This is a genomic window from Nitratireductor alexandrii (genome assembly GCF_004000215.1).
Lineage (GTDB): Bacteria > Pseudomonadota > Alphaproteobacteria > Rhizobiales > Rhizobiaceae > Mangrovimarina > Mangrovimarina alexandrii.
Window position 1 is genome coordinate 56,207 of record NZ_RBVY01000001.1, and the last position, 23,868, is coordinate 80,074.

Genomic DNA, 23,868 nt, shown 5'->3' on the forward strand with positions numbered 1-23,868 from the left:
CCATCTGTTCGCCGCCTTTCGCGGCGCGCTCCGGCGGTACCGGTCTCGGCCTGGCGATCGCCCATGAGCTGGTGCGCGCCCATGGCGGGGCGATCGAACTGGTGGAAAGCGTCGGCGGGCGCACCCGGTTCTTGATCACGATTCCCGACCAGCCGGTCCGGCCCGACGAGGCGCGCCAGACCATCCGCCGCCAGACTTAAGCGGCCATTGCCGGGCGCCGGGGCAGGCCGGGCTAACCCGCTGCTCAGCCCGGCCGATCCACGACGCCCGACACCGGTCCCGCGATCCGCATCCCGACGGGCCGGTGGCGGCGGGCGTGGCGCGCCGGTCGATCGGGCTGTCCATCGCTGGCGCAAGGCGACCGTTTGATCGCCGGGATCGCACGGTCAGGCCGGGCGTGCGCGGCGCCATGGCCGCTGGACGGCGCCGGGCACCGCCCGCGACCGCAACATTCCTTCCAGCCCCGCGTCCGCCACCGGCTGGCTTACGCTGCGCTGTGGCCGCGTCCGCGCAGCGCGGCGGTCTCGTAGGGCCGCCCGCCGAAAGCGCAAAGTTTTCGCCCGCGCCCGCTTGCTTTTCGCCCGCGTCTTCATTAGGTAGCGGTTTCGTTTGCGGATGGCGGCAACGCCCGTCCGCGGGCCGCCCTGGAAGCGGCCCCGCGCGCCCGTAGCTCAGCTGGATAGAGCACCAGACTACGAATCTGGGGGTCAGAGGTTCGAATCCTTTCGGGCGCGCCATTTCAGTACAGAACTCTGAACGCCGAACGCCGCCGTTTCTACGCTTGAAGCGGCGACCAGCGTTCGCAGCAGTTCCGACTTTGATCCCATGATGCGAACCTCGCCGTCAGCAACCTCGACACGCTGCGCCAAGGCGCGCAGATGGTCGCGGCGGTAGCCGCCATCGTCGAGCCGTATCCGTTCACGAGCCTTGCGGGCGAACCCCTTGAGCATGTCGGGGCTGACGCCCTGATTGCCTGAACTGTCGAGCGCGAGCTGTGTGCGCTCGGCGTCGGCGGCGGCCTGATCCCGCAATGCCTTGAGGCTCGTCATGCGCTCTTTCGCCATGGCATCGTCCTTGTCCACCATACCAGCTTCGATAGCGTCAAAGAGACGGCCAAGCCGCTGGTCGGCTTCCGTGATTCGCCGGTTCAGCTCGGCAAGATGCTCGCGGCGGCGCTCGGCGCGCTCCTGCCGCCGGTCGATGACGCTGGCGAGGACGGTTTCCAGCCGCTTGGGCCGGAGCAGACGATCCCCGATATAATCGGCGACCATATGGTCCAGCTTGTCCATCGGGATCGTGCGACCCTTGCAGCCAGTCTTGCCCTGCCGGGCTTTGGTCGAACAGGTATAATAGCGGTATGTCGCGCCCGCGCTGCCTCGGCCGGTGCGGAGCGTCATCGCGCCCCCGCATTTGGTGCAGAAGCAAATGCCGGTCAGCAGCGTCGGGCCGCTGGAAACACGTGCGGGCGTCACCAAAGGATCGCGTGACTTCAAACGCGCTTGTACGGCATCGAATATCTCGCGCTCGATCAGGGGCCGCACCGCCATGATGGCGACCTCGCTCTCCGGCTTCTTTTCTCGGTCTTTGTGCGAGCGGGTATTGAACCTGTGCTCGCCGACATAGGTGGTGCGGGTCAGGATAGCGTGGATTTGCGCCAGTCCCCAACGCCCGCCGTCACGGGTGAAGAAACGGCGCTCGTTGAGATAGGTGGCGATGGCCTTGACGCCCATCGCGCCGCATGTGCCGTCACCTTCGAGGTATAGCCGATAGATCAGCCGCACGGTGTCGGCGTGCAGCGGGTCGATTTCCAGCTTCTTCTTGATCTTCGATCCGCGCTGTTCGGCTGCGACGATACGGTAGCCAATAGGCGGTCGCGCGCCGTTCCAGAAGCCTTGTCGGGCATCCAGTGGACCTGTCACGGGATTTTGCCGCTCCTTTGATCACATAACGTGTCACAAAGGAGAATATGAATGGCACTTCGACGAACGGACGAATTCCGCGCAGAAGCGGTGCGCTTGGCGCTAACGAGCGATTTGCCGCGTTAGCAGGTGGCGGCTGATCTTGGAATCGGCTTCTCGACGCTGAGCCGGTGGATTCAGCAGGACCGGCGCAACCCTGAGAAACCGTCTGCGCAGTCGGATCTTGAACACGGGATTGCCGAGCTGCGGCGTGAGAACCGTCTGCTCCGGGAGGAGAGGGATGTGCTAAATTGAAGCCGGATCAGAAAAGACCCCAGTGGGGCGTTTTCCCGGCGGAACGCCACCCAGTTCTTCGCGGAGCGAAGCAAATGAGATTTGCCTTCATCACAAAGAACCGGAACATGCTGCCCATCAGCCGTCTGTGCCAGATGATGGACATCAGTCCGCGAGGGTATCGGGCATTCTGCAACCGCCCCATCAGTGCCAGTCAGCGCAAGGACATGGTCGTGCTGACCCATATCCGGGATCAGTTCGAGCAGTCACTGGGTAGCTATGGTCGCCCACGCATGACCGAAGAACTAAAGGAGCTGGGGCTCGATGTCGGCCACCGGCGTGTCGGTCGCCTTATGAGAGAAAATGGCATAAAGGTCAGGCGAAACAAGAAGTTCAAGGCGACCACCGACAGCAACCACAGCTTCAACATCGCGCCAATCTTCTGAACCGGGACTTCTCGGCGGATGGGCCAAACTGTAAATGGGCTGGCGACATCAGCCATGTCTGGACCCAGGAGGGCTGGCTCTACCTGGCGGTCATCCTCGACCTGCATTCCCGGCGGGTCATTGGGTGGGCCGTAAGCAACCGCATCAAACGTGATCTGGCGATCCGGGCGCTGAATATGGCCATTGCGTTGCGACGACCAGCAAGGGGTTGCATCCATCATACGGATCGCGGCAGCCAATACTGCTCTCACGACTACCAGAAGATTCTGCGCCATAACGGCTTCGAGGTGTCGATGAGCGGCACTGGGAACTGCTATGACAACGCAGCGGTGGAGACCTTCTTCAAAACGATCAAGGCAGAACTGCTGTGGCAGCGATCTTGGCCAACCCGCCGTTCCGCCGAGCTGGCCATCTTCGAATACGTCAACGGCTTCTACAATCCACGCCGCAGACACTCAGCACTGGGTTGGAAAAGCCCCTGGTCTTCGAACAAAAGGCCGCATAAATGAGCAACCAGAGCGCCATCAATCCGTGACAGGTCCAGACAGACCCTACCGGAAAGCGCCGATGACCACCGCCCTACCAGCTACACCACGTCCCGGGACGTCACCTCGATGAATGGAAGTCGACTGGTAGCTCTTTGAGCGTCACCTTGCCCGCACCGATCTCAGCGAGGATCAAGACCAAAATTGTCTCATTGGTTATGAACTCGGACGAGCGGGCTACGTTCTCAAATGTCGACAGCTTCAGTACTTTCGTGTGCTGAGGACAGCCAGCCGCTTTCGAAATCAAGCGTCGCGCGGGTGAACGCTTCGACATTGTCTATGAGCCGGTCCAGCCCTGTTCCGGCCGCGACCGGATCGCCCACGGAGATGGCTTTGGCGATCTCGGCATGCAGGCGGATCGTCTCGGAGAGATTGTCGTAATGCCGGTAATAGGCGAACCAGAACCTCCGGGAGAGCCCTTGGCTCAGCCGCATGGAGGCGGCGGCAAACTCGTTGCGGCTGACTTCGATGATCATTTCGTTGAACTGCCGGTCGAGATCCAGAAACGTCTCGCCGTCCTCCGCGATGGAGGCCCGCAACATCTCGCTGGTCAAATTGGCGAAGCGGCGCTTCTCGACGTCGCTGGCCCGGCGCGCGGCCGATTCCACCACGAAGCGCTCCGCGACCCGACGGAACTCGAGCAGGCGAAGCTGCCGCATCACGTCGATCTCCGCGATCACCACGCCCCGCTTGGGCATGATAACGACAAGCCCTTCGCGACTTAACTCGCGAAGGGCCTCGCGTACGGGCGTACGGCCCATCGACAGATCCCGAGAAAGCGTGTTTTCCGACACGACCTCTCCGGGGAGAAGCTGGAGCGACACGATGCGCCGCTCCAGTTCCGCGTAGGCCTTCGCCATCTGGGTGCTGTTGGGTTCGTCCTTCACGCTCCGATTCCTCTCATGGTCATTCATCTACGCGAAGAATTGCGCCTTTCGACAGAGGCTGCACGAGTTTCTGGTACATGGCCAGCCAGCCGCGTTCGCTGGTGCGCGGACGCTGCGGCAGGGCGTCGATCCTAGCGGCAAGCTCGTCGTTTGAAATCTCGAGCGTGATCGTTCGCGCCTCGAGGTCGATGGCAATCATGTCCGCGTCCTCGACCGCGGCCAACGGCCCGCGCTCGGCGGCTTCAGGCATGATCTGGCCGATCGTGATGCCGCTGTTCAGGCCGGAAAGCTCGCCGTCGGTGACAACGGCAACATCGGCGCCAAGACCGGCCCCCACCAGCGCCGCCATGAAAGACGCCGCAAAGACCGTGCCAGGACCGCCCTTCGGGCCGAGCATTCTCAGGATGACGACCTTGCCGGCGCCGACCTGCCCGCTTTCGATGGCATCGATGGCATCGGCCTCGTTCTCGAAGACGATGGCCTGGCCGCGGAAGCGACGGACGGAGGGTGGAACGGCGGAGAGCTTGACCACCGATCCGTCGGGGGCGAGATTGCCGCGCACGATGACCAAGCCGGGCTCTTTGCGAAAGGGCGCGTCGAGCGGGCGGATGATCTGGGGATCGGGGGCAGGGCGGGCCGCGAGGTTTTCGGTCAGGGTCGCGCCGCTGACGGTTCGAACGCTGCCGTCAAGCGTCGGCAGCAACATGGCCATCGCCCCGGAGACGCCGCCGGCCGCCGCGAACTGCTCGATACGGTCGGGGCCGTTGGGCCTGATCTGGGTGATCTGCGGCAGCTCGACCGCGGCTGCGAACTCGGCAAGGATATCGACGTCGCATTCGGCCTCGGCTGCGGTCGCCGTCAGGTGCCGAACCACGTTGACCGAACAGCCGATCGACGTGGCCACCCGCACGGCGTTGCGGAAGGCCGCCGGCGTCAGGATGCTGCGGGGGCGGATATCCTGTTCGACCAAGGCGACGATCCGGGCGCCGGATTTGCGGGCATAGGTGTCCAGCTCCGCCGAGCCGGCCCGAATCGGGGCGTTGCCGGGCAGGGCCATGCCAAGCGCCTCGGCCATGCAGTGCATGCTGTTGGCGGTGGCGAGGCCCGCGCACACGCCGGGACCGTTAATGGCGCTGCGCGTCATTTCCTTGAGTTCGCACAGCGTCATCTTCTTTGCCTTCACGGCGCCGACGGCCTTGTAGACTTCCTCGATGTCGTTCTCGCGTCCGCCGCAGTTGGACCCGAGCTGGAAGCCGCAGGGCAGGATGATCGCGGGCACGTTCAGGCGTCCGGCGGCCATGAGGTGGGCAGGCGTGGTCTTGTCGCAGGAGGACAGCAATATCATGCCGTCCAGTTCCGCGCCCTCAACCTGGACTTCGATATCGTTGACCAGAAGGTCGCGACTGGGCATCAGGTAACGGCCCTGCTTGCCGGCGGAGGTCACGAAATCGGACGGCGCGACGGTCCGGATCTCGAAGGGCAGCCCGCCGGCGTCGCGGATCGCCTTTTTGACCGTCTCGGCCACGGCGTCGAGATGCTGGAAGCAAACCGACAGGCCGGACGAGCTGTTGACAACGGCGATCTTGGGTTTGTCGAAATCCGCCTCATCGATACCCATGGCGATCCATTGCGCCCGCCGGACGGCCCAGCGTGTGGTTCCGGGCGTGAAATTGCTGCGAAAGCTCATTGAAATCTCCTAGTTGCCGAGGCCGGCGCCATCCTGGTTCAGCAGGAGGCGCACATCGCGTCCGTCGATGGCGTGAACGGAAACCCGGTCCCGCGCTGCGATGGTTGCGGCATGGCCGATGGCGTGCCCATAAGAAAAACATTGCGCTGTGACGCGGGCCGAGGCGACGGCTTCGTGTTCGGCGGAGAGACAGCGCCCCGCGGTCAGAAGACCCTCCGACGCCGGGGGAACGAAACAGCCGAACGGGATCTCGTACCAATCCTCCAGCAGCCATTCCACGCGGGGCTTGTCGCCGCTGTGAAGCTCGATCGGCCAGGGTGAGCGGGCGATCCCGTCGGCGAACTTGGCGCCGGTCACCACGTCGGCATTCGTCAGCGTCGCTCGTCCGCGCACCTGTCGGGTCTGGCGAACGCCGACCTGCACGCCGGTATCGTTGACCACGGTGTTCTCACAACCCGCAAGTGTGTCGCGGAAGAAGCGCGCATATTCGCGAACCTGCCGGCGTCCCTGCAGCTCGGCCTCGGAAAAATCCCGCCACAGCGTTGCGTTGAGTTCCCGGCCGTCCTCGCCGACGATGCGGGTACAGTTGCACATCAGCTCCGACGGACGCGTGGTCGGAAAAATCCAGATCTTGCGACGGGGCAGGGAATAGCCGTTGCCGTCGGCCTTCGCGATCAGTTCGCTGACCTCGACCGGCATGATGCTGTCGCTGCCGTAGGTGTGCTGGAACTTGTCGAGGTCCGCATTCAGCATGCGGAAGACCATGGTTGGGTTCTGTACCGTGTGGCCGTCGCCCATATAGGTCTCCAGGCCGGCCATGGCCGAGAGCGCGCCGTCGCCGGTGGCGTCGACACATGTTTTCGCCCGGATTTCGAGCCTGCCCGTTACGGTGGAGAGGAGGGCGCCTTCGAGCACCTGTCCTTCGCAGAGCGCGGCCAGAATCTCGGCGTGGTAGATGACGCGGACTCCGGCGTCGGACAGCAGCGTGTCGGCCGCTTCGCGCCAGATCAGCGGGTCGTGCACGCGTGTCCAGGTCTTGCCATACCGTATCGGATCGGTCAGCCCGCCCCGCTTCTCCATTTCGGCGATGAAGTCGTCGACGAAGCCGAAGACGACCTTCTGCGGCGCGCGCTCCATCCGGTCCGTGGCCTCGTAGAGCCCGCATATGGTTCCCGACAGGCCGGCCACGGCGCCGCCTCCGCAGAAGCCGTAGCGTTCGACCAGGACCACCGACGCACCCGAACGCGCGGCGGTCACCGCGGCGGCGACGCCGGCCGCGCCTCCTCCGGCCACCAAGATGTCCGCGTCGATTCTCTCGACCGGTCTGCGATCCGTTTCGACCATTGATACGATCTCCTCTTTGGATTTCTCAGTCCGACATTCGCTCTGATATGTTAGATGATTTTTTGCTAAATAAATGTTTTTAAACGAAAATATGTTATCAAATAGGAAATATTGACAACTGACATATTACTAATATTCTACGGCTCGCCATCTCGTCAATGGTCGATTGGGCGCGCTGGAGCGTTCGGACGCCGACGACGCGGCGTTAATGATATCTTTGGAGGAACCGATGAAACGCAGATCACTTTTGGGCGCGGCCCTGACCGCTCCGGCGCTCTCCATGGCCACCGCAGCGTCGCCGGTTCTGGCGCAGGACAAGATTACCCTTCGCATGGCGACCAGCTGGAGCGGCGGGTATACGATGGAGCTGATGGCGAATGCCTATGCAGAGGAAGTCGCCCGCCTGACCGACGGCCGGATCACGATCGAAACCTATCCCGGGGGTACGCTGGGCTCGGCCCTGGAAGTGTCGGATCTCGTCCGCAACGGCGTGGCCGACATGGGGCATACGTGGATGGGCTACGACTGGGGCGAGGATCGCACGACGATCCTGTTCGGAGGCTTTGCCGGGTCCTTCGACAGCGAGCGGATGCTTCACTGGCTCTATGTCGGTGGCGGGCGCGAGCTTTGGCAGGAGTTCCGGGCCGACAAATTCGACCTCGTCTCGATGCCGCTGGGCATCCGCACGCCGGAAGTGTTCCTGCACTCCAACAAGCCGGTGCGCACGCTCGAGGATTTTCAGGGTCTGAAGTTGCGGACCGCCGGGGCGTGGCTGGAAATATCGTCCGAACTGGGCGCCGCGCCGGTTACCGCGCCGATGGGCGAGGTCTACACGATGCTCGAACGCGGGGTCGTCGACGCCGTCGAGTCCGGTAGCCTGGGCGAGAACCAGACCTCCGGTTTCCACCAAGTCGCGAAATACGTGATCCTGCCCGGCGCGCACCAGCCGGTGGCGCCTTTCGAGCTGGTGATCTCCCCCAGGGTCTGGGAAGGCTTCTCGGACGCCGATCGCGCACTGCTTCAGGACGCGGCGCGTCTGGTGACGCTCGATTGCTGGATGACCTTCGGGCAGCGCGATGCCATGGCAAAGACCTTTTACGAGGACGAGGGTAACGAGGTCATCGACCTAGCCCCCGAGGTGCAGAAAGCGATCTACCAGGCCGGTGCGGCCTATGCGGAGCGCAACGCGCAGGAAAACGAATGGTTTGCCCGCGTCTGGCAGAGCCAGAAAGAGTTCGATGCCTTGTGGCGGGGAGCCGAGCGGTATCGCAAGATCGAACGCTGAGGGTAATACAGTCGCGTTGGCCGGCCTTGAGGGCCGGCCATAATCATTTTCTCATCGAGGCATTCATATGGATTTTGCCAACCGGAATTCGGGCTGGCCGGGCACGCTGGCTGCGCATCTGGACAGGGTGACGCTCTGGAGCGGCGCGGCGGCGGCGCTCTTGTTTCTGCCGCTGGTCGTCGTCACCGTGTGGGAGGTGATCGCCCGCAAGATTCTGGGCGTTCCGACAACGTGGACCTTCGAGCTCGGTTACATGCTGACCGGGACGTATTTTCTGCTCGGCGGAGCAGTCACGCTGATGCGCGGCGAACACGTGCGCATCGATCTCGTCTACAGCCAGTTCGCTCCCCGCGGGCAGGCCGTCATCGACCTTGTCTTCCTGGCGGTTCTCTTTCTGCCGTTCTGCGTCCTGATCAGCCACGCCCTGTTCGACTACATGGCCGAGGCGTACCTGTCCGGCCGCACGACCGGCAAGAGCGCATGGAACCCGCCTGCCTGGCCGTTCCGCGCCATCATGTTCGCCAGTTTCGTTCTGCTGGCGCTGCAGGTGGTCGCGAAGATCCTGCACGCCGTCGCGGTGCTGACGACGAAGGAGCGGGCGCGATGATGGAGCTGTTGCCCGTCCTTATGTTCGTTTGCCTGTTCGTGCTGATCTTCTGCGGCGTCCAGGTGGCCTTGGCCCTGATGGTGTCCGGCTTCGTCTTCGGGCTCATCGAGTTCGATTTCAACCTGCGGCCGATCCTGTTCCAGTTCACCCAGAAGATCGATGAAACCGCGTCGAACTTCGTCCTGGCGGCCGTGCCGCTGTTCGTCTTCATGGGCGCTGTGCTCGAGCGGTCCGGCATCGCCGAGCAGCTGTTCCGCGCCGTGCAGCTTTGGACGGGGCGGCTGCCGGGTGGGCTTGCCGTCGGCACGATCCTGATGAGCATCATCTTCGCCGCCTCGACCGGCGTGGTCGGTGCGACCGAGGCCGTCATCGGCCTGCTGGCCATCCCGCCGATGCTGCGCCAAGGCTATGACAAAAGCCTGATCAGCGGCACGATCTGCGCGGGCGGATCGCTGGGGACCATCATCCCGCCCTCCGTCGTCGTCATCATCCTCGGGCCAGTGGCCGATGTTTCGATCGGCGATCTGATGGTGGGGATGATCGTGCCCGGTTCGATCCTGGCCCTGCTTTACCTCGTCTACGTGGTGGGGGTCGCGGTGGTCCAGCCGCACAAGGCGCCGCGGCCGGATCCGTCCCTTGCGGACTCCATGCCGCTGATCGACAAGCTGTGGATCACGCTCAAGGCCCTGATCCCGCCGCTTTTGATGATCTGCGCCGTGCTGGGCACCATTATCGCGGGCGTGGCCGCACCGACCGAGGCTGCCGCCATCGGGGCCGTGGCCGCGGTCGTGCTGGCCGGGTTTTATCGCACGCTCAGCCTGACGATGCTGAAGGATGCGGGCTGGCGGACGCTGATCGTGACTGCGATGATCATGTTCGTCCTGCTGGGCGGGTCAATGTTCACGGTCGCCTTCGGTTCGGTCGGCGGCATCACCCAGCTGCGCGGCGTGCTGGGCGATCTCGACGTCTCTCCGGCGGTCATGCTGGCGATCTTCCTGGGCATCGTCTTCGTCGCCGGGTTCTTCCTGGAGTGGATCTCGATCATTCTGATCTTCATCCCGATCTTCATGCCGTTCGTGCGCGATGCCGGTTTCGACCCGGTGTGGTTCTGCATGCTGATCCTGCTGATCGTCCAAACCAGCTACCTCACGCCGCCTCTGGCGCCCGCGATCTTCTATCTGCGCGGCATCGCACCGCCGGAGATGACGCTGACCGACATGTATCGCGGCGTCGTGCCGTTTCTGGTGCTGCAGGCGATCTGCCTCGCCATCATGGCGGCGTTCCCCGGATTGGCCACCTGGCTTCCAGGTGTCTTGTTGGGCTTCTGAATGGAGCGTCGATGACACCATCGGCCGGGCGGTCGCGCGAAAACGATGCTATTCGGCTTCAACACCGATGGATCCAAAGCGGCTTAACTGCGAACGGAGAATTTCTGGGGCATCGCAACCTTTCAAAGGAGCGAAGCTGAGACAGAAATCCGAAAAGCACAATGCGCCGCCCGACAAAGTCGTCCAGGACATTTGCCGCAGGACCCGACGCCAGTATTCGGCCGAGGAGAAGATCAGCATCGTGCTGGAGAGACTGCGGGGGAGGACAGCATCGCCGCGCTGTCCCCTGGAGGAGATTGCCCAGAGCCTCTACTACAGCTGGTTCAAGGAATTCCTCGAAGCCGACAAACGGCGGTTTGCCGGTGACACAGTGCGGCATGCCACGGCACCGGAAGTCGAGTGAACTAAGGGCCGAGACCTCTACGCTGAAGGAGGACGTTGCCGACCTGACGCTTGAGAACCGACTACTCAAAAACGCATGCCCGGAGATCCGCCGCATCATGTCGAGGTTCTGCTCGGTCGCACCCTTGGGGATGTATTAGAAGGACGAGCGCGCGATCGACAGCAGCTTGCACAGCTGCTCGATGGACAGTTCCGGGTGGTCCGGCCCGATCATGCCACCCCTCACTTCCTGCCCAGGGCTTCAGCTTTCGTTCCAAAAAGGAGTTGGCCACCGCCAGCTCCCCAATCTTGGCGTGGAGCTCCTTCACCTGCTCCTCGTCGCTCTCGGGCTTCTTGCGGCCTCCGCGTTCGAAGACGCCCAACGCGCCTTCGAGCAGGGCCCGCTTCCATCGGTGGATCATAGTCGGATGCACCCCAACCGGCTCGCCAGTTCGGCTGCCGTCTCCCCACCCTTCAGGGCTTCCAGCGCGACCTTCGCCTTGAACTCGGGCGCGTGCTGCTTGCGTTTCGACATCTCTGATCTCCTTTTCGTCGAAGATCAGCAGATTGCAAATCGTAGCTTACTTCACTGTCCGATTTTCGGGGAGGCGCTCATTATGCCCTAGGAGACCTGTGCGCGGATAGGGCTAGACGCGTTGATAAGGCTGTGATTCCATCAATCCGTTCAAGGGGTTGAGGTGGATATGTCGTGTCGTCGAATTGGTCAAGAAGACTTTGGCTTTGGCGATCATCGGGGGCGTCGACAATCATCGCTGGACGATTTGGCGGGGCTGATCGACTGGTCGCGGGTCGAGAGCCAACTTGCTGATGTTTCCAGCGCAGCCAAGGGTGAGCCGGCCTGGTCGCCCCTGGCCTTGTTCAAGGCGATGCTGCTTGCGGTCTGGTATGATCTGTCGGACGTCAAGCTCGCCGAGGCGTTGGATGACAGAGGATCGTTCCGACGATTCTACGGGTTTTCAGCGTCGGAGCCGACTCCCGAACGCACTGCCTTTGTGCGCTTTCGCAAAACACTGGTGTCGCGTGGGCTGGACAAGACGTTGTTCGATGCGATCACCGCTCAGTTGAAGGCGAAAGCGATCCGCGTCAAGACGGGCACGCTGGTCGACGCCACCATCATTGCCTCGGCCAGTGACGAAGACGAGGATGCCCATTGGGTCAAACACAAGGGCAAGCCTGCGGTTCATGGCTTCAAAGCACATGTCGGCGCCGACGCCGATACGGCGTTGGTGGAAGAGGTTGCCATCACACCGGCCAATGTCAATGACGGCAAGGCCGGGCCCGAAACCTTGCCCGACGATCCCGGCGAAGTCTTTGCCGACAGTGCGTATCGGGGAAAGCATTTTGGCGATGCCGTTCGGGCCAGGGGCGGCACGCCGCGCGTTGTTTCTACTGGCCTGTGGGGACGCGACGAGGCTGAAACGATCGTGCGGCTTGAGGCCTGGAACCGACCGATCCATCACATCCGCGCACGCATCGAGAAGATCTTCGGCACCTGGAAACGCTGCTACGGTCTGCGACGAATGCGGTGGCGCGGACTTGCCAAAGCCGCTGCCCAGCTCCGCCTCACCGCCATCGCCTACAACCTTAAGCGAACAATGTGCATTGTCGCCGGAGCGGCGTGATTGCCAACGCCCCCCAGCCCGCAAAGTCGGAGCATCCGCCGGGCACCCCAGGACCCCCACGAATGCACTCCAGAAGTAAAAAGATACGCAAATTCAATGGCGTATCCTATCCGCGCACAGATCTCGCAAAAACATCAGCGTTGCCACGAGAACCTGGCCAAGGTGACACCTGCTGACGCCTACTTCGGCAGGGCGCCTGCCATCATCAAACAGCGCGAAAGGATCAAGCTACAGACCATCGAATATCGGTGCTTGCAGCACCGCAAGCTCGCCGCCCAACGTCAAACCCCAGATGAAGCGGCACTCCGCCAATCTGCACCCCGAGTTGTGCCGAATGTTCTGAAGACGGCTTCCCGCAACTGGCCGAGACCAAGGTCACTCATAGCTGGGGCGGGTTCATCGCCTTCAGCTTCGACCACATGCCGCATATCGCCGACAAGGACGGAATTCACTATATCGGCGGCTGTTGCGGCAGCGGCGTGGCGATGATGTCGTATCTGGGCGATATCGCCGCCCGCAAGGCGCTCGGCCACGCCTACGACCCCACCTTTGAGGTCCCCTTCAAGAGGCAGCCCTTCTACACCGGCGATCCCTGGTTCATGCCGGCCATCATCGCCACCCTGGAACTGCGCGACCGTCTGCGCGTGTGAGGCCGGTCGAGGCTCAGGGGTCGGCCGCGCGCGAAGCCGCGTTCGCCGCCCCGTCGGCTTCGGTTTCGGTGTGCGACCGCAAGAGCGCCCGGGCGAGGTCCTCGACATTGCGCACGGTGATGTCGCGTTGGGGAAACGGGATCTCGATGCCGGCCTTGTTGAGTTCCGCGTAGATCGTGAACAAAAGGTCGGACCGCGCGGTCAACACGTTGGACACGTCCTTGAGGAAGCAGCGCAGTTCAAAGTCGAGCGAACTGTCGCCGAGCCCCATGAACAGCACCGCCGGCTCGGGATAGGACAGCACCATGTCGTTGTCCCTGACCGCGTCGAGCAGGATCTGCCGGGTCTTTTCCAGGTCGCTGCCATAGGCGACGCCGACCGGGACGATCACGCGCCCGGTCTGCGTGGTCAGCGTCATGTTCTTGACGGTGCCGGCGATCAGGTCCGAATTCGGCACGATGACGTCGTGCCGGTCGAAGGTCTGGATGCGGGTCGAGCGCACCGCGATCTTGCGCACGATGCCCGAATGCCCCGATACCTCGATCCAGTCGCCCTCCTTGATGGGCCGCTCGACCAGCAGGATGATGCCGGACACGAAGTTCGACACGATCGCCTGCATGCCGAAGCCGATGCCCACCGACAGCGCGCCGGCGACGATGGCCAGGTTGGAAAGGTCGAGTCCGGCGGCCGACACCGCGATCAGCGCCGCCAGCGTGATGCCGGCATAACCGAGCCCGGTCAGCACGGCGTTGCGCCCGCCGCTGTCGAGCCGGGTGCGCGGCAGCACCGTCGTGCCCAGGAAACGCTGAAGCCAGCGCGTGGTGAAGACGCCGAGCACGAACACGGCGATCAGCGTGAAGACCACGCCGACCGACACTCTGATGCCGGCGATCTCCACGCCCTGGGTGAGCAGGATCCAGACCTCCGAGATATCGGCGATCCGCGCGCCCCAGATCAGCGCAAAGGCCGGTAGCGAGGCGATCAGCACCAACAGCCCGACGGCGAAAGGCAGGAGCGTGACCGCGACCCGCTCATCGGGCTGGTGGCCGCCCAGAAGCCGCGTCACCGTGCCGGTCAGGACGTGGTAGACGGAAAGGCAGAAGGCCAGCAGCGCCATCGACAACACCATCGGCACCATCGCCTGCCGGGCGATCTGCACGTAACCGGCGACCGAGAACAAGATCGCCAGCGCGGCGGCAAGCTGCAGCGCGCGCGCGGTCAGCCCGGTCAGGGAGATCGCCGCCTCGTCGCCGGCCGCTTGCGCCGTGCCGGCTTTGTCGGAGCCTTGGGCCGGTGTCCGCAGCAGGCCCGCCAGCCGCCACAAAAGCAGGCTTCCGGGCACCACGACGATCGCCGCCATCACCGAGCGCGAGGCCGGCGTGAACTGGAAGTCGCGTTCCATCGCCTCCAGGATGGCATCGAACCCCAGCACCAGGGCGAGGGCGAGCGCGACCCAGGTCGCGCGCATGGCCGTCTGGTCGTCTTGCTCGACGAGCCGGCGTTCCGGCTGGCTCGGCGCGAACACCGCGTGCGCGAGCCAGTAGGCGATGACCAGCAGCAGCGCCAGCGTGACGGCGACCGCGTCGAGCGATTTGGCCGACGGTGGTGCCAGCCGCAGAGACAGGAAGGCGACCGCCAGCAGGCCGGCGCCGGTTGCCGGGAGAACGAGCCGCAGCGCCAGTGCCAGGCCGGTATAGCCGCGCTTGCGGATGGCGCCCGTCGCCGCGGCGCTCGCGGCTTCGAGGCGGCGCATGGCGCGCGGATGCACGAACACAAGCACGAACAGCCCGATCGCCGACAGCAGGCCCGCCAGCGGCAGGCGCTGGCGCATCAGCGCGCCTTGCGTCGGACTGGTGACGATGTCGCCGAGCTCGTCCAGCACGCGCCCCAGATAGGCCGACACTTCGCTCAAAGCCGGCAACCAATAGGTCGGCACCAGCGGCGAGGGGTCGCGTGCCAGCAATTCGCTGCGTTGCCGTGCGCGGATCAGCTTGTCGATTTCCTCGATCAGCACCTCGGCGCGGTTATGGGCCTGGCGGGCGGTCAGCACCGGCGCGTCGGCGATCGCGATCGCCTCCTGCAGCGCCTTGCGTTGCGTGGCGATGCGTTCCGGTTCGGCGTCCTTCTCTGCCGGCGGCGGCCCCAGCGCCTCCAGTCTGGCCTTCAGCGTCAGTGTTTCGATATTGCCGCGCTCGATGATCTCCAGCGCCTCGCTGCGGGTCGCGGCCACATCGCTCCTGAGGATCTCCAGCGCCTCGTTCGAGGCGCGCGCATTGCGCAGCGTCTCCTCGGCCCTTTCCGCCGTTTCGTTCCACTCGGCAACGCGCTGCTCGAAGGTTTCCGGCGTATCCTGCGCGTCCGGCGCATTCTGGGCGCGCGCCGGTCCGGCTCCGGCGATCAGCGCCAGCACCAACACGGTCAGAAAATGCGTGATGAAGCGCGCCATGCGATCCTCGGTTCCCCCCGATGGCCGATATTGGCCCGATTTTGCCGCCGCGAACAAGTCGGTTGGTCCACGGCGCCGAGAGATTGGCACAAAGTCGAACTTTGTGCGCAGCGGTGGCCATGGTGTATTTCTGCATGGTTCGGGAGACTGGATTTGCTTTTGACAGAGGCGATGGCGCAGGCGCGCGGGCAAGGTAGCCAGGGAGGCAAAATCCCGCCAAGCGGCCCCGGCGGCCCCGTCTTTTCTGACGGCCGGCCTGGTTTGCGGCCATGAACCGGCACAGGGCGAACATGCGCGCCCTCGAGATTTTCGAGGCCGTTTCCCGACACGAATCGATCCATGGGGCTGCCGCCGAGTTGGGCGTCACCCAGAGCGCGGTCAGCCACCAGATCCGCAAGTTGACCGAGGTGGTGGGCGAAAGGGTCGTGGTCCGTTCGGGGCGCGGCATCATGCTCACCCCGGCCGGCCGGCGCCTCGCGGCCAAGCTGCAGGTGGCCTTCACCCAGATCGAGCGCTCGCTGGCGGAAGTGGTGGGCACCGACCGCGACGTGTTGCGGCTGGCGATCTGCAGCAGTTTTGCGCCCGGATGGCTGATCGGGCGGCTCGGCAGTTTTTTTGCCGCGCATCCCGAGATCGATCTGCAATTGCGCATGTATGCCCAGGACCCCGAACTCACCGACGCCGTCGCCGACGCCTTCGTGACCACCCTCCCCACGGAGCGGGGGTTTTGGGCGATGCAGCTTCAGGCCGAAAAGCTGATCGCGGTCGCGCCCGCGCCCGAAAGCCGGTTCGCGTCGCAATCCCTGCCCTTGGTCACCACCACGCTCGATCCGCTGCGCCTGGGCGATGACTGGATCGCCTGGTCGAGAATCGCCGGCGTGGCGTTGACGGACATCCACACCGGCCGCTGGTTGCAGACGTCGCACTACCTGCTCGCGCTGGAAATGGCCAAGAACGGACTCGGTATGGCGCTTGTCCCCGATTTCCTGGCCGCGCGTGATATCGAAGCGGGCCGGCTCAGGGCGCTGTCGCCGGCGCGGCTGCCGACCGAGGAGGATTATTACTTGTGCATCAAGGCCGCGCGGCGCGACGAGACGGCTCTGCGGGCTTTCGAGGCCTGGTTCCGGCGGCAGATCGCCGAAACCGGCGGGTCATGAGGCAAAATCAACAATGATTATCAGAACTCATTGGACCTTAATCGATTTATGGGCCGTAATGAAAGCGAATAGAGGGTGTGCAAACGTTCGTGACGGCCGCGCCAGACGGCCGAACGGCGTCGACTCGATGGGAGAATCGAAATGAGCGGAGCTGGCCCACATGGCCTGACCCGTCGCCACTTCCTTGCCGGTGGAGCGGTCGCTGCGGGTGCGTTTTTCGGTGCCGAAGGCATTGCCAAGGAAGTTCTCAAGGAAATCCACGAATTGCAGCCGGGCGAGTTCACCTGGCATCCCGACCGCCAGCCGGATGGTCCGGTCGCCGTGGTCGTGTCGCTGCCCGAGCAGCTTGTCCATGTCTATCGCAACGGCGTGCGCATCGCGGTCTCGACCTGTTCGACGGGCAAGAAGGGCCACGGCACGCCGACGGGCGTGTTCGTCGTCCTGCAGAAGGACAAGCACCATCGCTCCTCGACCTACAACAACGCGCCGATGCCCAATATGAACCGGCTCACCTGGTCCGGGATCGCCCTGCATGCCGGCAAGCTGCCCGGTTATCCGGCCTCGCATGGCTGCATACGCCTGCCCTTGGACTTTTCCGCGAAACTCTTCACCATCACCCATCTCGGCACGCCGGTGATCATCTCCGGCGCCCATTCCGATCCCTGGGAGCTGAAACATCCCGGCATGGTGCTTAGCGGCTATGCCGAACACGAATTCGAAAAGATCGAAGCGACCCTCAAGGGCAAGAAGCATCCCAAGGACTGGACCGAGGCCGAAGCCCATCCCGTGACGTCGGTGATCGCCTCATCGTCCGGCAACGAGATTTTGCTGGTGGAAAACGGCGAGGTCCTGACCACGGGACGTCTGACGATCAAGGGCAATGGCAAACTCGGCAATCATGTTTTCGTCCTGCAGGGCGCGCATGGCGGGTCGCAGGGCATGCATTGGGCCGGTATCAGTCACAACAGGGAAGGTGTTGGCGCCTTCGCGCGCGAGGAAGACGTGCTTGTGCGTCTGACCGCCGATCATGCCTTCGTCACCAAGATGGGCGCACGCATGCACCCCGGTATGACGATGGTCGTCACCGACGCGCCGCTCCATCCCGAAACAAGGTCGGGCAAGGACTTCGTCATCATGTCGTGAGCGGGCCGCGCTTGGCCGCGATGGCGGCGCGCGGCAGCCGTCCGTCGGCCCCGCGCAGTGCGGTGGCGCACGACTTCCAATCGTTCTGGCCGGCCTGTCCGGCAAACCGTGGAGAAAGCGATGTCCAGCGTCTTGATAAGGTTTTTCGTTGCGGGAGCGCTCGCGTTTTCGTTCGCCTCCCCGGCGCTCGCCCAGAAAAGGCACCATTCGAAGAACGAATCGCGGACCGCGGCGGCGGTGGTCGGCGGCCTTTTGGTCGGCGCGGCCGCGCTTGCCGCCTCCTCGCGCCACCATCGCCATCGCCACCATTATGAGTCCCGTCGGGCTGTGCGCGCGTCCCACGCGCCTTTCAGTCCGGCCCCGCGCATCACCTGCTATCCGGCGCAGCGGAGCTGCTATCGCGCCAATGGCCGCTACGCCCCGCGCTGGACGCGGCGCCTGTATCGCTAGACGAGGATGGGGATCATGAAATCGAAGCCTTTTGCAATGACGGTGGCCTGCGCGTTTGCGGTCCTGTCCATGGCCGCGCCGGCCGCGGCTATCAACGATGAAGGGGCCTTCGTGCGCGCCCATGCCCTCGATCTGCTCGAGGACAAGCTGACCGACGACCAGTTCACCGGGCTGCAATTGCTCGCCCATCAGGCCGCCATAGCCTCGGTCTGCGTCGGCTTCGAACTGGACGAGACGCGCTTTCTCGAAAAGTTCGGCGCGCTCGCCCACGAATCCGAAGCCGAGATGTCGGACGAGCAGAAACAATATTTCGAGCGCCACCTGCTGGTCGTCTACGGCATCCTGATCGGCGGCGAACTGGCCACGGCCGCCGAAGATCCGGGCGAGACCTGCCACGAGGCCGCCGAGGCGCGGGCCGACCCCGAGTTTGCCGAAGAGCAGGTCTGGGCGTCGGAATAGAGAATGGGTGTCGCCGCGCTGCGCTGGCCGACGCGGTGCCCAGACCGTCATTGCGGCCAGGACCGCGAGCGAGGCGGCGCGCAGGTAAGGATTGCAAAAGGGGCTGACGATGCATGAAAGTCCCGCGCCGGTCGCGGCTTCGCAGCGTTTTGCCTGGCTGGAACGTCCTGGCGACGATTTTCCCTATTACCGGGGGCGGCCGGTCGCGATTTCGGCCGCTGGGTGGTGGGTCGTCATGGTCGGTGTCGTCGCGGGGTTCGCGGTCTTCGTCTATCCGCCGCCCTTCCTGCGCGGCCAGTTTTCCGGTTTCGTGCCGGCTGCTCTTTATGCCGCGATCCCGCTTGCCGCGCTGGCCTTCGTCGCCGGTCGCGCTTGGACGGCGATCTTTCGTCCGCTGCGGGGGCGCGATTTCCTGTTGATGGCTGGCTTCGCCGTTCTCAACATCGCCGTGACGCTCGTCGTCGGCGCGATCATGGTCAACCTGATGCAGACCACGGCCAACGAGGTCGTCGCCGATGCCGGCGCCCTGCAGGGCGCCGGGCTGTGGCTGTTTTTCGCGCGCACGGCCGTGCAGCTGCTCGGCGAGGAGGTCATGTCGATCCTGCCTTTCCTGGCCGTGCTCGCCTGGCTCACGGGGCGCGGCATGGGTCGCAGGGCCGCGGTCGTCGTGGCGACGCTGGCGGCGGCGGTCATTTTCGCCGCCGCGCATCTGCCGACCTATGGCTGGAACGTCGCCCAGGCGCTGATGGGCGTCGGGATGGCGCGCATCGTGCTTTTGCTGCCCTATATCGTCACCAAGAATATCTGGGTGTCGACCGGCGCCCATATCCTGAACGACTGGGCGATCTTCGCCGTCTCCATCCTGGGTGCGGCGGGGGTGGCCGGAGACGGCGGGTGAGGCGGGCTGGACCCTCCACGCGCGGCACGGTCCGAGACCGGCGTCGGTGCGGACGACGAACCGGGACGAGGAGAGCTGCATGACACATATCCGAGATTGGCGTTTTTTCGCCGGACGCGGGCGCCGGCTCGCCTTTGCCGTCTTCTGCGCCCCGGCGCTTTTTGCCGGCAACGTTCCGGCGCTGGCCCAGGACGGCCCGTCCTTCGACTGCGCCGAGGCGCAAAGCGCGGCCGAGAAGCTGGTTTGCGGCGATGCCGAACTGGCCGCGCTCGACCGGTTGCTGGCGGATCGCTTCGCTGCGGCGCTCGCGGCGGTTCGCACGCTCGACGCCGGCGCGACGGAAGCCGAAGACGAACTTCACGCCTATCAGCGGGGTTGGGTCAAGGGGCGCGACGAATGCTGGAAGGCCGAGGACCAGCGCGCCTGCGTCGAAGGCAGTTATCTGCGCCGCGATGGCGAACTGGTCGCCCGCTTCCTGCTCGAAAGCCCGACCGCCACCACCGCCTGGCAATGCGGCGACAGCCCGGCCAACGAGGTGGTCACCATGTTCTTCGACACGCAGTTGCCGTCCGTCCGTTTCGAGCGCGGCGACAGCGTCGACACCGGCTCGCTGGTGCCGAGCGGTTCGGGGGCGAAATATGAAGGCAGCTTCGGCCGCTCGATCTGGATCAAGGGCGAGCGGGCGACCTATCGCGACCCCGACCCGGACGGCGCCGAATATGAATGCAGGGCCACGAACTGAGGAGGCCGTGATGTCCCGTTTTGCCGCCGTGCTTCTGTCTGGAGCCGCCTATGCCGCGCTGTGCGGGACCACGGTTGCGCAGGAACTGCCGCCGCTCGGTCCCGACGATCTGATGTTTTCGGTCGAAAACATGGATACCGGCGTCGATCCCAGCCAGGATTTCTACCGGTACGCCTCCGGCAGATGGCTCGACCGGATCGAGCGGCCGTCGGACCGCGCCTCCTGGGGCGTGTTCGAGATCATGACCGAGCGCCTGATCAAGCAGATGGCCGCCGCCGCGGCCGAGGCGGGGCGGGCAGCCGCCGGTGCGCCCAAGGGCAGCGCCGTGCAGCTCGTGGGCGATTTCTACAACGCCTATATGGATGTCGAGGCGATCGACGCGGCCGGCATCGGGCCGGTGCGCGGCCTGCTCGACCGGATCGAGACGATCGCCTCGTTGGACGACATGACCCGTTTCATGGCCGAGCAGGCGGTGATCGCGGGGCCGAGCCTGTTTGCCGTGGTCGCGCCGAGCTCCGACCCCGCCGACAGCAAGCGCTACGCGATGTTCGTCGCGGGCCAAAGCTTCGGCGTCGACGACAAATTTCTCGACATCTACCGCAATGCGCAGGGCGACCCGCGGGTGGACGCCTATCGCACCTATGTCGAAGACGTCATGACGATTGCCGGTTATGCGCCCGCCGATGCGGCCCGCATCGCGGAGACCACGCTTGAGATCGAATTCGCGCTCTATGCCGGATTGCTGACACCGGAGGAGGCCAACGATCCGCGCAACCGCTATACCAAAAAGACCTATGACGAGGTGCAGGCGCTGATCCCCGCGCTCGATCTCGAGCTCTACCTGGACACGGTCGGCTTCGCCAAGCCGGATGTGTTCTACATGTTCGAGCCGCGCGCCCTGCAGGCCCTTGCCGAGCTCTGGCGCACCACGTCGCTCGGCGCGCTCAAGGACTATGCCGCGTTTCGTGTCGTCGACAATTACAGGCCCTTCCTGACCACGGCGCTTGACGCGCCGGCAAAGGCGCTCGATCTCGCCCTCCTCGGCGCCAGCGCCGACCGTCCGCGACAGGACCGTCTCTACCGGCTCTTCATCGACACGCTCGGCCACCCGGCTTCCCGGATCTATGTCGACGCCCATTTTTCCGAGGAGACCAGGGCCGACGTGCTCGACATGGTCGAGCGTATTCACGCGGTGTTCCGCTCCCGCATCAAGACCCGCGAATGGTTGTCGGAAGAGACCCGCGCACAGGCGCTCGAGAAGGTCGCCAAATTCTATTACAAGGTCGGCTATCCGGACACATGGATCGATTTCTCGAGCGTCGATATCGGCCCCGACCCGGTTGCCAATATGATGAATCTCGGTGCCTTCTCGATGGCCCGCCTCGCCGAGAAGCTCAAACGTCCGGTCGAGCACGACGAATTCAACGCCTCTTCGACGCTGCCGATCGTGGTCAATGCGGCCTACAACCCCTCGATCAACGGCTTCGAGGTGTCGGCGGCGATCGTGCAGCCGCCGGCCTATGCGCACGACATGGATGCGCCGCTGCGTTTTTGCCGCACCGGCGCGATCATCGGCCACGAAATGACCCATGGTTTCGACAGCGGCGGCCGGCTTTATGACGCGATCGGCAATTTCCGCGACTGGTGGACGCCGCAGGATGCCGAGGCCTTCGAGGCCGAGGCGCAGAAACTCATCGACCAGGCCAATGCCTTCGAGGTTTTGCCTGGCCTTCATGCCAACGGTCCGCTGAATGTCAGGGAGAACATGGCCGATGTCGGCGGGATCACCTTCGCCTACGAGGCGTTGATGACCTATCTCGACGAACATCCGCAGGAAAATGTCGAGATCGACGGCTTCACGCCGGCGCAGCGCTGCTTCCTGGGCTGGGCCCAGCTTTGGACGATGAAGGCGGCCGAACCCTATTTGCGCGCCATCGTCGCCGGCAACGGCCATCCGCCGAATTTCTACCGCACCGTTGCCGCGCTCCAACATGTCGACGCCTTCTACGAGGCTTTCGGGATCGAGGAGGGCGATCCGATGTGGCTGCCGCCGGCCAAGCGGGTCCATGCATGGTGAGACGGCTTTTTGAAGGAGACAGCGCAGACATGAGCAACGTTGCAAAAAGAAGTTCGCATGCGGTCATGCTGGCGGCCGCGGCCGCCATTGCCGGCTGCACGCAGACGGCGCCGCCGGACGATCAACCGGCATTGCGCTCGGGAAGCGCCGAGGATGAAAGGGCCTGCCTTGCGGCCGTGGCCGGGCAGACGGGAAACACGGTCACGGTGCTCAGCTCGGAATTCTCCGAGGCGGCGACGCTGGTGATGGTCGGCGTGGGGCCGGACCGGGCGCCGTGGCGCTGCCTGATTTCCGGCGGCGTGGTCACCGAGGTGATGTCGATGGTCGACGAGGGCGCGCTTTAGATTTCGGCCCCGGCGGCGGCCTGTCGGTGCGCTCGCCCTGTTGCTGCTCATCGGGCTGGCGCGGCGGGCGGCATAACCGCATCACGCGCTTCTTGGCCGCGCCGCCGTCCCGGACTATTGTCGTCGACGAGGCGGCTTTGTTGGTGAAAAGGAACTGGCATCATGTTTGGCGTGCTTCGCGTCCTATCGGTCTTTCTGGTCCTCTCGCTTTCGGCCGCCGGCCTTGCGCTCGCCTCCGACGCGGTTCGTCACCAGGAGGTGCGTTTCGCGGCCGGCGAGAGTTCCACCACGCTGTCCGATCGGATCGTCGGCTACGGTTCGGTCGACTATCTGCTCGACGCGCGCGCCGGTCAGACCATGACCGTCGTGTTCGAGCCCAGCAATGCCGGCGCCTATTTCAACATTTACGAGCCGGGCAAGGGGCCGGGCGAGGAAGCGATGTTCATCGGCGCGATCAACGGCAACGACTATTCGGGCGTGTTGCCCGCCGACGGCACCTACACCGTTCAGGTCTATCTCGTGCGGGCCGCGGCCCGGCGCGGCGAGGAGGCCGACTACCAGCTTCACATCGGCATCGACGCGATGGGCGGGCAAGCCGGCGCGGTGGCGCCGTCGACCGCGACCAGCGTGGCCGAGACCGACGCGCGCGTCGCCGGCACGCCCTACAGCGCCACCGGCAAGATCGATTGCACCTTTACCGGCGACGAGACCGTGACGCGCTGCGATTTCGGCGTCGTGCGCGCCGGCGGGGCGGTGGCGACGGTCGATATCGTCTTTCCCGACGGCTTCAAGCGCACGCTCGATTTCGACAACGGCGTCGTCACCAGCCCGCAAACCGGCGAGGTCGCGACCCATCGCGAACAGGACACCACGTTCGTGACCGTCGACGGGGCGGAGCATTTCGCCATCCCCGATGCCGTCATCGAAGGCGGTTGAGGCCGGCGCGCCGTCTATCCGCTCAGCCGGCGCAACAGTCTGGAAACGGCCATGCCGGCGAGGCCGGCAAACCCGACCAGGACGAGCAAGGACCCGATCGGAAGCAGGAAGAAGGGTTCCCTGAGGATGCCGTTCTCGTCGACATCGCTGCCGATCAGGCGAAACGCCACCAGACAGGCGAGCCCAGCGACAAGCAGAACCGTCATCAGTTTCGTGGGCAC

Annotated in this window: 21 protein-coding genes, 1 tRNA gene and 3 pseudogenes; 19 read left to right on the forward strand and 6 right to left on the reverse strand. The window is 64.5% G+C overall.

Annotated elements, in window-relative coordinates; genetic code table 11:
• Positions 1 to 2: 2 nt before the first annotated feature.
• Together EP380_RS00295 and EP380_RS00300 are read left to right on the forward strand one after the other, a co-directional pair.
• Entirely contained in the window at positions 3 to 200 is a 198-nt protein-coding gene (locus EP380_RS00295) for an ATP-binding protein (RefSeq protein WP_420845828.1), read from the forward strand.
• 460 nt (positions 201 to 660) lie between these two features.
• Positions 661 to 737 (forward strand) — tRNA-Arg (locus tag EP380_RS00300).
• On the opposite strand, the gene EP380_RS00305 is transcribed toward EP380_RS00300, so the two are convergent.
• Positions 708 to 1,919, reverse strand: a complete 1,212-nt coding sequence (locus EP380_RS00305; RefSeq protein ID WP_127595350.1) for a recombinase family protein — start codon at positions 1,917 to 1,919, stop codon at positions 708 to 710. The two genes, EP380_RS00300 and EP380_RS00305, sit on opposite strands and share 30 nt — an antisense overlap.
• 51 nt (positions 1,920 to 1,970) lie before the next feature.
• Between EP380_RS00305 and EP380_RS00310 the strand changes: the two are divergent.
• Positions 1,971 to 3,143: pseudogene (locus EP380_RS00310) on the forward strand (IS3 family transposase).
• A 225-nt stretch (positions 3,144 to 3,368) separates the two neighbouring features.
• On the opposite strand, the gene EP380_RS00315 reads toward EP380_RS00310, so the two are convergent.
• Genes EP380_RS00315 through EP380_RS00325 form a run of 3 tightly spaced genes read right to left on the reverse strand, consistent with a single transcriptional unit; the run spans position 3,369 to position 7,101 of the window.
• Positions 3,369 to 4,070 carry a GntR family transcriptional regulator gene (locus EP380_RS00315; protein ID WP_164749708.1) on the reverse strand — a complete coding sequence of 234 codons (702 nt, stop codon included), beginning with the start codon at positions 4,068 to 4,070 and terminating at the stop codon, positions 3,369 to 3,371.
• 19 nt (positions 4,071 to 4,089) lie between these two features.
• Positions 4,090 to 5,757, reverse strand: coding sequence for a dihydroxy-acid dehydratase (ilvD, locus tag EP380_RS00320; RefSeq protein WP_238719641.1), 1,668 nt, complete (start codon positions 5,755 to 5,757; stop codon positions 4,090 to 4,092).
• Between the two features lie 9 nt (positions 5,758 to 5,766).
• Entirely contained in the window at positions 5,767 to 7,101 is a 1,335-nt protein-coding gene (locus tag EP380_RS00325; protein ID WP_127595356.1) for an FAD-dependent oxidoreductase, read from the reverse strand.
• Positions 7,102 to 7,330: 229 nt separating this feature from the next.
• On the opposite strand from EP380_RS00325, the gene dctP reads away from it, so the two are divergent.
• The 7 genes and pseudogenes from dctP to EP380_RS23435 all read left to right on the forward strand — a co-directional run bounded on the left by dctP (position 7,331) and on the right by EP380_RS23435 (position 12,995).
• A complete protein-coding gene (gene dctP, locus EP380_RS00330; protein WP_127595359.1) occupies positions 7,331 to 8,386 on the forward strand; it encodes a TRAP transporter substrate-binding protein DctP in 1,056 nt (351 codons plus the stop codon).
• A gap of 67 nt (positions 8,387 to 8,453) precedes the next feature.
• Positions 8,454 to 8,993 (forward strand): TRAP transporter small permease subunit, encoded by a 540-nt coding sequence (locus EP380_RS00335; protein ID WP_127595362.1) that lies wholly within the window; start codon positions 8,454 to 8,456, stop codon positions 8,991 to 8,993.
• The gene (locus EP380_RS00340) at positions 8,990 to 10,321 is read left to right on the forward strand and encodes a TRAP transporter large permease (RefSeq protein WP_127595365.1); all 1,332 of its coding nucleotides are present in this window, start codon (positions 8,990 to 8,992) and stop codon (positions 10,319 to 10,321) included. The genes EP380_RS00335 and EP380_RS00340 overlap by 4 nt, the downstream gene beginning before the upstream one ends.
• Before the next feature lie 136 nt (positions 10,322 to 10,457).
• A pseudogene (locus EP380_RS00345) lies at positions 10,458 to 10,794 on the forward strand (transposase); the annotation flags it as partial.
• 612 nt (positions 10,795 to 11,406) lie between these two features.
• On the forward strand, positions 11,407 to 12,345 hold the full coding sequence (locus EP380_RS00355; protein WP_127596726.1) for an IS5 family transposase: 939 nt from the start codon (positions 11,407 to 11,409) through the stop codon (positions 12,343 to 12,345).
• A 132-nt stretch (positions 12,346 to 12,477) separates the two neighbouring features.
• Positions 12,478 to 12,621, forward strand: a pseudogene (locus EP380_RS00360) (IS3 family transposase); the annotation flags it as partial.
• An 83-nt stretch (positions 12,622 to 12,704) separates the two neighbouring features.
• A complete protein-coding gene (locus EP380_RS23435; protein ID WP_338036288.1) occupies positions 12,705 to 12,995 on the forward strand; it encodes a hypothetical protein in 291 nt (96 codons plus the stop codon).
• Between the two features lie 13 nt (positions 12,996 to 13,008).
• Here EP380_RS23435 and EP380_RS00365 read toward each other — a convergent pair whose 3' ends face one another.
• Entirely contained in the window at positions 13,009 to 15,441 is a 2,433-nt protein-coding gene (locus tag EP380_RS00365) for a DUF3772 domain-containing protein (protein ID WP_127595375.1), read from the reverse strand.
• 269 nt (positions 15,442 to 15,710) lie between these two features.
• Between EP380_RS00365 and EP380_RS00370 the strand changes: the two genes are divergently transcribed.
• From EP380_RS00370 to EP380_RS23685, 9 genes are all read left to right on the forward strand, one after another.
• Positions 15,711 to 16,598, forward strand: a complete 888-nt coding sequence (locus tag EP380_RS00370) for a LysR substrate-binding domain-containing protein (RefSeq protein ID WP_127595378.1) — start codon at positions 15,711 to 15,713, stop codon at positions 16,596 to 16,598.
• A gap of 141 nt (positions 16,599 to 16,739) precedes the next feature.
• Entirely contained in the window at positions 16,740 to 17,741 is a 1,002-nt protein-coding gene (locus EP380_RS00375; RefSeq protein ID WP_127595381.1) for a L,D-transpeptidase, read from the forward strand.
• A gap of 120 nt (positions 17,742 to 17,861) precedes the next feature.
• Complete coding sequence (locus EP380_RS00380; protein ID WP_106572774.1) at positions 17,862 to 18,191, forward strand: hypothetical protein; 330 nt, start codon at positions 17,862 to 17,864, stop codon at positions 18,189 to 18,191.
• A 15-nt stretch (positions 18,192 to 18,206) separates the two neighbouring features.
• Positions 18,207 to 18,650, forward strand: a complete 444-nt coding sequence (locus tag EP380_RS00385) for a hypothetical protein (RefSeq protein ID WP_127595385.1) — start codon at positions 18,207 to 18,209, stop codon at positions 18,648 to 18,650.
• A gap of 109 nt (positions 18,651 to 18,759) precedes the next feature.
• Complete coding sequence (locus EP380_RS00390) at positions 18,760 to 19,548, forward strand: CPBP family glutamic-type intramembrane protease (RefSeq protein WP_127595388.1); 789 nt, start codon at positions 18,760 to 18,762, stop codon at positions 19,546 to 19,548.
• A 79-nt stretch (positions 19,549 to 19,627) separates the two neighbouring features.
• Entirely contained in the window at positions 19,628 to 20,290 is a 663-nt protein-coding gene (locus EP380_RS00395; protein WP_127595391.1) for an MliC family protein, read from the forward strand.
• A gap of 10 nt (positions 20,291 to 20,300) precedes the next feature.
• Complete coding sequence (locus EP380_RS00400) at positions 20,301 to 22,367, forward strand: M13 family metallopeptidase (RefSeq protein WP_164749709.1); 2,067 nt, start codon at positions 20,301 to 20,303, stop codon at positions 22,365 to 22,367.
• Positions 22,368 to 22,396: 29 nt separating this feature from the next.
• Positions 22,397 to 22,711 carry a hypothetical protein gene (locus tag EP380_RS00405; protein WP_127595398.1) on the forward strand — a complete coding sequence of 105 codons (315 nt, stop codon included), beginning with the start codon at positions 22,397 to 22,399 and terminating at the stop codon, positions 22,709 to 22,711.
• Positions 22,712 to 22,873: 162 nt separating this feature from the next.
• Positions 22,874 to 23,647, forward strand: a complete 774-nt coding sequence (locus tag EP380_RS23685) for a hypothetical protein (protein WP_238719644.1) — start codon at positions 22,874 to 22,876, stop codon at positions 23,645 to 23,647.
• A 14-nt stretch (positions 23,648 to 23,661) separates the two neighbouring features.
• Here EP380_RS23685 and EP380_RS00415 read toward each other — a convergent pair whose 3' ends face one another.
• A complete protein-coding gene (locus EP380_RS00415; protein WP_238719646.1) occupies positions 23,662 to 23,868 on the reverse strand; it encodes a DUF3955 domain-containing protein in 207 nt (68 codons plus the stop codon).